The sequence below is a fragment of the Caulobacter segnis genome (assembly GCF_003243465.1).
GTDB classification, from domain to species: Bacteria; Pseudomonadota; Alphaproteobacteria; order Caulobacterales; family Caulobacteraceae; genus Caulobacter; species Caulobacter segnis_A.
Map to the genome: position 1 here is coordinate 1 of NZ_QFQZ01000129.1, position 7,695 is coordinate 7,695.

Consider the following 7,695-nt stretch of genomic DNA (forward strand, 5'->3'; position numbering starts at 1 on the left):
GGGACCCAACGAGCTACGCCCGCCAACCATCAAGCCAAGGCTTGACCTTCTTCGCAATACACAGGGACCCAGGGGCGGCGCGCACGGCGCTTTGTCACCCCCTGGATCCCGGATAGCCTCTGCGAGGCTTCCGGGATGACACGGTGAAGGAAGGCGCGGACCACCGGATAGGCGATTACCGCCGCTCCACCTGGCTGACGTCCCGCACCGCGCCCTTGGCGGCGTTGGTGGTCATGGCGGCGTAGGCGCGCAGGGCCGGGCTGACCTCGCGCTTGCGGTCCAGCGGCTTCCAGGCGTCGGCGCCGCGGGCCAGCTGGGCGGCGCGGCGCTGGGCCAGCACATCCTCGGCGACTTCCAGGGTGATCCCCCGGTTCGGAATGTCGATCAGGATGGAGTCGCCGGTCTCCACCAGGGCGATCAGCCCGCCTTCGCCGGCCTCGGGCGAGACGTGGCCGATCGACAGGCCCGAGGTGCCGCCCGAGAAGCGGCCGTCGGTGATCAGGGCGCAGGCCGCGCCCAGGCCCTTCGATTTCAGATAGGTGGTCGGGTACAGCATCTCCTGCATGCCCGGACCGCCCTTGGGGCCTTCGTAGCGGATCACCACGACCTCGCCGGCCACGACCTGGCCGCCCAGGATGCCGCTGACCGCCGCCTCCTGGCTTTCAAAGACGCGCGCCGTGCCGCGGAAGGTCAGGATCGACTCGTCGACGCCCGCCGTCTTCACGATGCAGCCCTCGGGGGCCAGGTTGCCGAACAGGACGGCCAGGCCCCCGTCCTTCGAGAACGGGTGCTCGACCGAGCGGATGACGCCCGTCTCGCGGTCGAGGTCCAGTTCTTCCCAACGGGCGGCTTGGCTGAAGGCCACCTGGGTCGGCTTGCCGCCCGGCGCGGCCTTGAAGAACTCGTGGGCGGTGGCGCTGTTGGTGCGGCCAATGTCCCAGCGGGCCAGGGCCTCGCCCAGGGTCGCGGCGTGGACGGTCGGCTGGCTGGCGTCGATCAGGCCGCCGCGCTCCAGCTCGCCCAGGATGGCCATGACGCCGCCGGCGCGGTGGACGTCCTCCATGTGCACGTCGGCCTTGGCCGGGGCGACCTTGGACAGGCACGGCACGCGGCGTGACAGGCGGTCGATGTCGGCCATGCTGAACTCGATCCCGCCCTCGTGGGCGGCGGCCAAGAGGTGCAGCACGGTGTTGGTCGAGCCGCCCATGGCGATGTCCAGGCTCATGGCGTTCTCGAACGCGGCCCGGGTGGCGATGCCGCGCGGCAGGGCGGTGGCGTCCTCCTGCTCGTACCAGCGCTGGCAGAGGTCGACGACCAGGCGGCCGGCTTCCTTGAACAGGGCTTCACGGTCGGCGTGGGTGGCCAGCATCGAGCCGTTGCCGGGCAAGGAGAGGCCCAGGGCTTCGGTCAGGCAGTTCATCGAGTTGGCGGTGAACATGCCCGAGCACGAGCCGCAGGTCGGGCAGGCGGCCTTTTCGATCGCCGAGACCTCTTCGTCGGAATAGCTGTCGTCGGCGGCCACGACCATGGCGTCGACCAGGTCGAGCGCGCGGATCTTGCCCTTCACCTGCACCTTGCCCGCCTCCATCGGCCCGCCCGAGACGAAGACGACCGGGATGTTCAGGCGCATGGCGGCCATCAGCATGCCGGGCGTGATCTTGTCGCAGTTGGAGATGCAGACGATCGCGTCGGCGCAGTGGGCGTTGACCATGTACTCGACGCTGTCGGCGATCAGGTCGCGGCTGGGCAGGGAGTACAGCATCCCACCGTGGCCCATGGCGATGCCGTCGTCGACGGCGATGGTGTTGAATTCCTTGGCTACGCCCCCGGCCGCCTCGATCTCGCGGGCGACCAGCTGGCCCAGGTCCTTCAGGTGCACGTGGCCGGGCACGAACTGGGTGAAGCTGTTGGCGATGGCGATGATCGGCTTGCCGAAGTCGCTGTCCTTCATGCCGGTGGCGCGCCACAGGCCGCGGGCGCCGGCCATGTTGCGGCCATGGGTCGAGGTGCGCGAGCGATAGGGAGGCATGGTCAAATTCCAGTGTCGGTCGTGGGGTCTTTTACGGCGCCCGCGTTCGATCGAAAAATATATTAGTCGGCGTCGATTAGGTCGCTAAACCTATCGCCATGGATATCCGCCAATTCCGCCACTTCGCCGCCGTGGCCGAAAGCCTGCACTTCGGCAAGGCGGCCGAGCGCCTGGGCATGACCCAGCCGCCGCTCAGCCAGTCGATCCTGGCCCTGGAGAAGGAACTGGGCGCGCCGCTGTTCGCGCGCACCAAGCGGAGCGTCGAGCTGACGCCCTTGGGCCAGCAATGGCTCCCGCATGTGCTGGAGGCCCTGGCCGCCGTCGACGCCTTGCCCGAGACGGCCCGGCGCCTGCGCGACGGTCAGACGGGATACCTGACCCTGTCGTTCGTCAGCACCGCCGACTACAGCGTGCTGCCCGATCTCGTCCGCCGCTACGCCGAGGCCTATCCGGACGTCGAGATCCGCCTGGTCGAGGCGACCAGCGACGTGCAGATCCCGGCGGTGGTCGCCGGCGAGCGCCACGCCGGCATCATCATCCCGCCGGCCGAGCGGGCCCTGCCGGAGTCCCTGGCCTATCACCGCCTGGTCTCCGAGCCGCTGGTCGCCGCCGTTCCCGCCGCCTGGATCGAGGATGGGCGGCTGCCGATCGTCGATGGCGTCCTGGCGCCCGAGGCTTTGCTGGACGCGCCGCTGGTCCTCTTTCCCCGCACCGTCGCCCCGGCCTTCCACGACCTGGTCACCGGCTATTTCAGCGCGCGCGGCCGGCCGGCGCGGATCGTCCAGGAGGCGATCCAGATGCAGACCATCATCAGCCTGGTCTCGGCGGGCCTGGGCCTGGCTTTGGTTCCGGCCTCGTTGAGAAACCTCGCGCGGGCGGGGGTGGCCTATATGGAGCTGTCGTCTCCGCCGGTGCTGGAGACGGGGCTGGTGTGGCGGCGGGACGATGCGGCGCCGACGCTGCGCGGGCTGCTGGGGTTGGTGGGCGCCGATTGAGCCCGGGCCTAGACCAGAGACTTCAGCCGGTCGATCCCCGTGGCCTGCCGAACGATCAGGGCTGCCAGCGCATTGCCGTTCGCGGCGTTGGTGAAGACGACGATCGCACGCCCGCGGCGGGCGTCACCGACGCCCAGCGTTTTGAAGATCCCGTAATTGCTGCCACTGTGCTGGAACAGCGGGCCCGCCGAGGATTGTTCGAGTTCCCAACCCAGCCCGCGCGAAATGTCGCGCCCGCGCACGTCGAGCTGAGGGGTGAGCATCGCCCGCCGGGACGCATCGCTGATCTCCCAGTCCGCCCGCCCCGGCCGGTCCATCATCAGCAGCATGAACTTCGCATAGTCGGACGCCGTCGTCAGGAGCCCGCCCGCCGAGTTGACCAGCAGGTCGTGCGTCGACGGCGCCGTCTTGGGGTCGGTCTCGCGCATGGCCGCGATCGACTCTTCGTAGGTCCATGACGCGATCGGCTTGCGCCACCGCGACGCGACCGGAAGCAGCCGGTCGCCCAGCTCGCGCGTGGGCTGGGACGGAAGCGTCTCCTCGCCTTGGGGAGGCTCGGAATGGCCAAAGACCGCCGACCTGGCGATCTGTTCGTCCCAGCCGAAGCTGCTGTGAGACATTCCGGCCGGACCGAAGAGCTTGGCCTGCATCACACCGCCAAGGCCCATTTGCATGATCGTCTCGACGACCAACTGCAGCCAGATGAAGGCTTCGCCGGAATAGGTATAACTGGATCCCGGCGCCTTGCTCGTGACGAGCGGACCGGTCGCCCAGTTGGGCAAGCCGGTCGAATGCGCCAGCACATGCCGGGCCGTGATCCGTTCGAGATTCGGGTCATCACCCAGGTTCTCAGGTCGGCGGTACGCGACGAGCGGGGTGTCGAGGTCCAGGCGCTTTTCATCGACCAGCCGCATCACGACATAGGCGAAGACCGGCTTGGTCATCGACGCCGCTTCAAACAACGTGTCCTCGCGCACCGGGTCGCGGGTGAGAGCGTTTTTCACGCCGAAGCTGCGGCTCCAGGCGAGCTTTCCGCGGTCTACGACCGCAATGGCGACGCCGGGCACGCCGGCGATCCGCATGAAGCGTGGAAGCTCCCGAACCAGATCTTCCGACGGAATCCAGGCCGCATCGTCGTCCTGGCCTCGGGCTGGCGGACGGGCGCGCGCAGACGCCGGCCCGCCGCTGGCGGCTAGCGCCGCGGATCCAATCAGCAAAGCCCGCCGCGCGAACATCGTTCCAGAAGGGCTCATCTCGGTTTCCATACGCTGGCGCGAAAGTCTTGCGGTCGCGACGGCTTGGCGAAGCGCGGGCTTGAAGCGCGAGCCGACCCAAAGTCCTCTGAACGCGCCGCCGCTCTACGACGCCCGGATCTTCACGACCTTCGACGGGCCCGTCTGGCGCAGGGCCTCGACCAGCTCGAACAGCGCCTCGCGGACCGCGGTCTCGTCGCCGGCCCCGGCCAGGGCGTCCAGGGTCGCCAGCCGCTCGTCGGCGATCGGCGGCGCGGGGGAGATGCGGACGGCCTCCATGATGCCGGGGGCCTTGGCGCGGGCGACCTCGTTCACGTCCACGAGGGTCTCGGTCAGCTTTTCGCCGGGGCGCAGGCCGGTGATCTTGATCTCGATGTCGCGTTCGGGGACCAGGCCCTGCAGCTCGATCATCCGCTTGGCCAGGTCGATGATCTTGACCGGCTCGCCCATCTCCAGGGTCAGCACGCCGTCCTCGTCGCCGTCCGAGGCGATCATCGACAGGGCCACGGCCCGCAGCACCAGCTGCACGGCCTCGGGGATGGTCATGAAGTAGCGTTCGACATTGGCGTCGGTCAGGGTGATCGGGCCGCCGCGGGCGATCTGGCTCTGGAAGATCGGCACGACCGAGCCAGCCGAGCCCAGCACGTTGCCGAAGCGGACGATGCTGACCCGCATGTCGCCGCCGCCGCCGTACTGGCGGGCCACGGCCTCGGCCACGCGCTTGGCCGCGCCCATGATGCTGGTCGGGGCCACGGCCTTGTCGGTCGAGATCAAGGCCAGGTGCGCCGCGCCGCAGGCCTTGGCGGCCACGGCCACGTTCCGAGTGCCCAGCACGTTGGTCCGCACGCCTTCGCAGGGATGGTTCTCGACCAGGGTCACGTGCTTCAGCGCCGCGGCGTGGAAGACGATGTCCGGCTTCTGCTCGGCGAAGACGCGCTCGACGCGGGCGGCGTCGCGGACGTCGCACAGCACCTCGCGGCGCGGCAGCAGCGGGTGGCGCTCGGCGATCTCGCGATCGATGTGGAACAGGTTGTATTCCGAGGCGTCGACCATGGTCAGCTGGGCGCAGCCGCTGGCGGCGATCTGGCGGCACAGCTCCGAGCCGATGCTGCCGCCGGCCCCGGTGACCAGCACGCGGCGCCCCCAGACCAGGGCGCGGATCGGTTCGGGATCCAGGCGCACGGGTGGGCGGCTGAGCAGCTCTTCCAGGCTGATTTCGCGCAGCATGGCGCCGCCGTCGGCCGAGGCGCCCATCTCGACGACGCCGTGGCGGCGCAGCAGGCGCACGCCCTCGGCCTTCAGCCGGCCCAGGCGCTCGGCGCCGAAGGTGCTCATCGTGCTGTCGGTCAGGAACAAGATGGCCGAGGGCGGCAGGCCGCTGTCGCGCAGCCGGGCCAGCACGCGGTCGAAGTCGGCGATCGCGCCCAGCACGCAGACCCCGCGCAGCTCGTCGCCGGTCTCACGGTCCTGCGGAGACACCACGCCGATCGGGGTGTAGCGCTCGCCAAGGCCGGCCGGGGCGCGCAGGAAGGCCTCCGCCTCGGCGGCCGAGCCGACGATCAGCAGGCGGGGCAGGGCCGGGTGCATCGAGGCAGGACCCAGGCGCAAGACCGAATCCAGCAGCTGCCGCTCATGCAGGCTGCGGCGGATCACGCGCAGGGCCGACAGGAAGGTGCCCTGGATCAGCGCCGCGCCGGCCACCGTGCGCAGGCCGCCGTCGATGCCCGGATGGACCATCCGCGTGATGAGCATGAAGGTCGCCGCCGTCAGCACGGCCGAGCGGAACAGGCGCAGGTGGTCGCTGGCCGAGACGAAGCGCCAGGGCGCTTGCTCGACCCGGAAGACCAGCTCGACCACCAGCGCGCCCAGGGCGTAGTAGGCCGCCTGCAGCAGGGTGTCGCCGGTGAAGGGCATGTCGATGACCAGGTAGCGACCGACCAGCAGGGCCAGGAAGGCCAAGAGGACATTGGTCGCGATCTTGCCGACATGTCCCATGAACGAACCTCTTCAAAGCCGCGACGCCGGGCGAACCCGGACGGAGTCGTGCGGAATTAGCACGGCATTTCCGTGGCGTCGCCTTCTCAGCCTCGCCGCAGGGGCAGAACCTCGACCACCTCGCCGGCCTGGGCCGCCGGCGCGCCGGGCCTGCGGCGCAGCAGCGCGTCGGCTTGCGAGAAGACGCCGATCAGCGACGAATCCTGGTCCGGAAAGGCCTGGGCGGTCAGTCGTCCCTCGGCGTCGACGGCGAGGCGCGCGCGCATCCAGTGCTCGCGCGGGCCTGTCGCCGCCAGGGGAGCGAGGAGGCGGGCGGGGCTCAGCCGGACCTCGGGGTCGGCGCCGGTCAGGGCGGCCAGCAGCGGGCGCAGGAACAGCTCGGCGCAGACCAGGGCCGAGGCCGGATTGCCCGGCAGGCCCAGCACCCGGCGGCCGTCTCCGAGCGTTCCGAACCAGGTCGGCCTGCCGGGGCGCAGGGCGACGGTCTCGACCGTCAGGGCCAGGCCCAAGGTCCGCAGGGCCGGCTTGACCAGGTCGTGGTCGCCGACCGAGGCGCCGCCGATGGTGACGATCAGGTCGGCCTCCACGGGCGTCACGGCGGCGGCGATGGCGGCGGCGTCGTCGCCTTGAGCCTTGAGCCGGACGGCCTCGCCGCCCCAGGCGCCGATCAGGCCGGCCAGGCTGAACGAGCCGCTCTCGAAGATCTGGTCGGGGCGCGGGGACGCGCCGGGCGCGACCAGCTCGTCGCCTGTGGCCAGGATCGCCACGCGGGGGCGGCGGGCGACGGGGACCTTGGCCAGACCCGCCGAGGCGGCCAGCGACAGCCGCCAGGGATCGACCACCACGCCCTCGGCCAGCAGGACGTCGCCGGCCTGGAAGTCGCCGCCGGCGGCGCGAATGTTGGCCCTGGGGCTTTCGCCGGCCTCGAAGCGGATTGTCTCGCCGTCGCGGACGGCCTCCTCCTGGATCACGACGAGGTCCGCGCCGGTTGGGACCGGGGCGCCGGTGAAGATGCGCACGGCCTCGCCGGCCTGGACGGCGCGGGGGAAGGCCTTGCCGGCGGCGCTCTCGCCGGCGATGGCGAAGGCGGCGCCCGGGGCGTAGTCCGCCCGCCGGATCGCCCAGCCGTCCATGGCCGAGGCGTCGAACGGCGGCTGGGCGCGGTCGGCGATCACGGGGGCGGCGAGGACGCGGCCGAGGCTGTTTTCGAGGGGAGCGCTCTCGACGCCAAGGCGGCTCGCGCCGGCCAGGATGCGGGCGCGGGCGTCTTCGACGGTGAGGTTTCGGAGGGAGGAAGTCATCGACCCACTATAGCCAAGCGCAACGGAAACCCTCTCTCTTTGATGTTCAGACCGGGGACATCCGTGACAGGTGTTCGGAGACATCCGTGACACATTTTCCGATCTCGAAGGGAGGTCGGAGA

General features: G+C 70.4%; 5 protein-coding genes. 1 reads left to right on the forward strand and 4 read right to left on the reverse strand.

Going from position 1 to position 7,695, the window contains the following annotated elements; genetic code table 11:
• Positions 1–175: 175 nt before the first annotated feature.
• Entirely contained in the window at positions 176–2,029 is a 1,854-nt protein-coding gene (ilvD, locus tag DI526_RS22605; RefSeq protein ID WP_304283055.1) for a dihydroxy-acid dehydratase, read from the reverse strand.
• 98 nt (positions 2,030–2,127) lie between these two features.
• On the opposite strand from ilvD, the gene DI526_RS22610 reads away from it, so the two are divergent.
• A complete protein-coding gene (locus DI526_RS22610) occupies positions 2,128–3,024 on the forward strand; it encodes a LysR family transcriptional regulator (protein ID WP_304283057.1) in 897 nt (298 codons plus the stop codon).
• 8 nt (positions 3,025–3,032) lie between these two features.
• Here the strand turns inward: DI526_RS22610 and DI526_RS22615 are convergent, their stop codons facing one another.
• From DI526_RS22615 to glp, 3 genes are all read right to left on the reverse strand, one after another.
• Complete coding sequence (locus DI526_RS22615) at positions 3,033–4,289, reverse strand: serine hydrolase (protein WP_304283060.1); 1,257 nt, start codon at positions 4,287–4,289, stop codon at positions 3,033–3,035.
• A 93-nt stretch (positions 4,290–4,382) separates the two neighbouring features.
• On the reverse strand, positions 4,383–6,272 hold the full coding sequence (locus DI526_RS22620; RefSeq protein WP_304283062.1) for a nucleoside-diphosphate sugar epimerase/dehydratase: 1,890 nt from the start codon (positions 6,270–6,272) through the stop codon (positions 4,383–4,385).
• 86 nt (positions 6,273–6,358) lie between these two features.
• Entirely contained in the window at positions 6,359–7,573 is a 1,215-nt protein-coding gene (gene glp, locus DI526_RS22625; protein WP_304283065.1) for a gephyrin-like molybdotransferase Glp, read from the reverse strand.
• Positions 7,574–7,695 lie beyond the last annotated feature (122 nt).

Excerpts from the sequence above, each read along its gene's own strand:
- DI526_RS22610 (WP_304283057.1), top strand. The coding sequence starts at position 2,128 with ATGGATATCCGCCAATTCCGCCACTTCGCCGCCGTGGCCGAAAGCCTG.
- ilvD (WP_304283055.1), bottom strand. The coding sequence starts at position 2,029 with ATGCCTCCCTATCGCTCGCGCACCTCGACCCATGGCCGCAACATGGCC.
- DI526_RS22620 (WP_304283062.1), bottom strand. The coding sequence starts at position 6,272 with ATGGGACATGTCGGCAAGATCGCGACCAATGTCCTCTTGGCCTTCCTG.
- glp (WP_304283065.1), bottom strand. The coding sequence starts at position 7,573 with ATGACTTCCTCCCTCCGAAACCTCACCGTCGAAGACGCCCGCGCCCGC.
- DI526_RS22615 (WP_304283060.1), bottom strand. The coding sequence starts at position 4,289 with ATGGAAACCGAGATGAGCCCTTCTGGAACGATGTTCGCGCGGCGGGCT.